The sequence below is a fragment of the Bradyrhizobium sp. genome, from assembly GCF_049581145.1.
Taxonomy (GTDB): Bacteria; Pseudomonadota; Alphaproteobacteria; order Rhizobiales; family Xanthobacteraceae; genus Bradyrhizobium.
In genome coordinates, this window is sequence record NZ_JBAURI010000719.1 from 1 (window position 1) to 1,685 (window position 1,685).

A 1,685-nucleotide genomic window follows, 5' to 3' on the forward strand; every position below is an offset into this window, starting at 1 on the left:
GGCTTGAGCAGCGCGGACCACCGCGTCTGGCTGCGATCACCGACACGGCGAGCGGCCGGCGCCGCGGCGATCCCGCGCAGCGCGCCTTGTGACGCAGGACGATGCGGCGCTGCCCGCGGAATCGAACCGCTCTGTCCACCGTTAGAGGAAAACGAGCTTAGCGAGCATTCGACGTTCCGGGCCATGATGTGGGCCCTCGTTGCCCTGCTCGTGCCGCCGGCTTCTCAATGCGTTACCATCATTGCAGCCCCTTGCCGGGCAGCTTGACTTCGTCAAGGCCGAGTGAGCCGGGAGTGCGAACAGCGCGAGCCTCATGGGATGGCGCCGGTCTGTCTCCATGGCTTCGAATGAGTCACGATTTAGGGACTCTCACATCCCCAGCCCTCGTTGCCGGCCAAAGCTCCATTCGATGCCGCCGATCTCGCGCACCGTGCCGGTGATATGCTGGCCGATGCGGTTGTCCAGCGCGGGCTGCCACGGCACCAGCTGGAAACCGATGCCGTCATCGATCATGGCGAAGCGGCCGCTGGCGAGCTGGGCGGACCCGACCAGCTTGCCGCTGACATATTCGCCGGTCTTGGCGGCGGTGAATGTCAGACCGCGTTCGGCAGCCATGGCCTTGCCGACACGAGTGACCTCCGTCCGCTCCAGATCGGCGACAAGATCCTTTGACACGCGGATGCGACCGTCCTCCAGCCGGACGGCATGGCCCATGTTCACGAGACTCTGCCTGCGCCGTTCCATTGCCTCAGTGACCTCCCGGCCGAAACCGGTATTGGCAAGCGCAGCGCGGCCGGGCGAAGCCAGTTCCCGGTCGAGCCACGTCGCACCGTCATGGCCGATCTGGTTGTCGAGCCCGGTAGGAGACAGAATGGCGATGCGGATGTTGGCGCGGTCCCGCGCCAGATCGTAGGCTTGACCGCGTGCGGGGAGATCATTGGGGACACACCAGTGGTCGGCGTCGATCCGGATCGTATGGCCCGCGCGGCGCAGCGCCTCCAGCCGGCGCACATGAGAGCGCACGAAGGCCTCGGGATCGCCGCCGATCCGATCGATGGCGGCGCGCGCCCGCTCCAGATGCTCGGACGGACGATAGACGCCGCCTTGACCTGCGATATCCAGGATATTGCGATCCGCGGCGCTCGGCCCGGGAGGGGCGGAGCCGGCCACCACGATCATGCCTCGGCCGACCTCCTCGGCGCGGTCGGCATCCATCTCGATGTGATGCACGCGCCCGTCCACGGCGTCGATCACCAGCCGGACCCGCTCGCCCATCTCATCGCCGCCAAGCCCCTTGTCGAGCACGCGGCCCGTGATGCGCCCGGTCGCGTTCTCCCGGTGCAGGACGTAGCCGCCGGGATCACGCTGCTCCGCCAACCCTTCGCGTTCGAGTGCCCGGTGCATGGTCTTGATGATGTCGCCGCGCTCGCCAAGCTCCCGCAGCACAGTCTCGGCCTTTGACGATACCATCCAAACGCCGGTCTCGATTTCGGTCGCCAGCCCCATGCGCTCCAGCTTGCGCGCACGCTCGATCAGCAGCGCCCGGTTCTGACGGGCCGTGTCTCGCATGTCCTGGTCGGGGCGCAGATCGGAAAACTCCCTCCCCCGCTGCTCGGCGATCAGCATCCGGTCGAGGTGAGTGAAGCGATCGGCATCCACTTCGCGCTCGAGCTGCTTTGCAACCT

General features: G+C 66.9%; 1 protein-coding gene. It reads right to left on the reverse strand.

What is annotated here, in order from left to right:
* Positions 1–369 precede the first annotated feature (369 nt).
* Positions 370–1,685: DUF3363 domain-containing protein (locus WCB02_RS23360; protein WP_423961852.1), on the reverse strand; the 1,316-nt coding region annotated here is incomplete at its 5' end.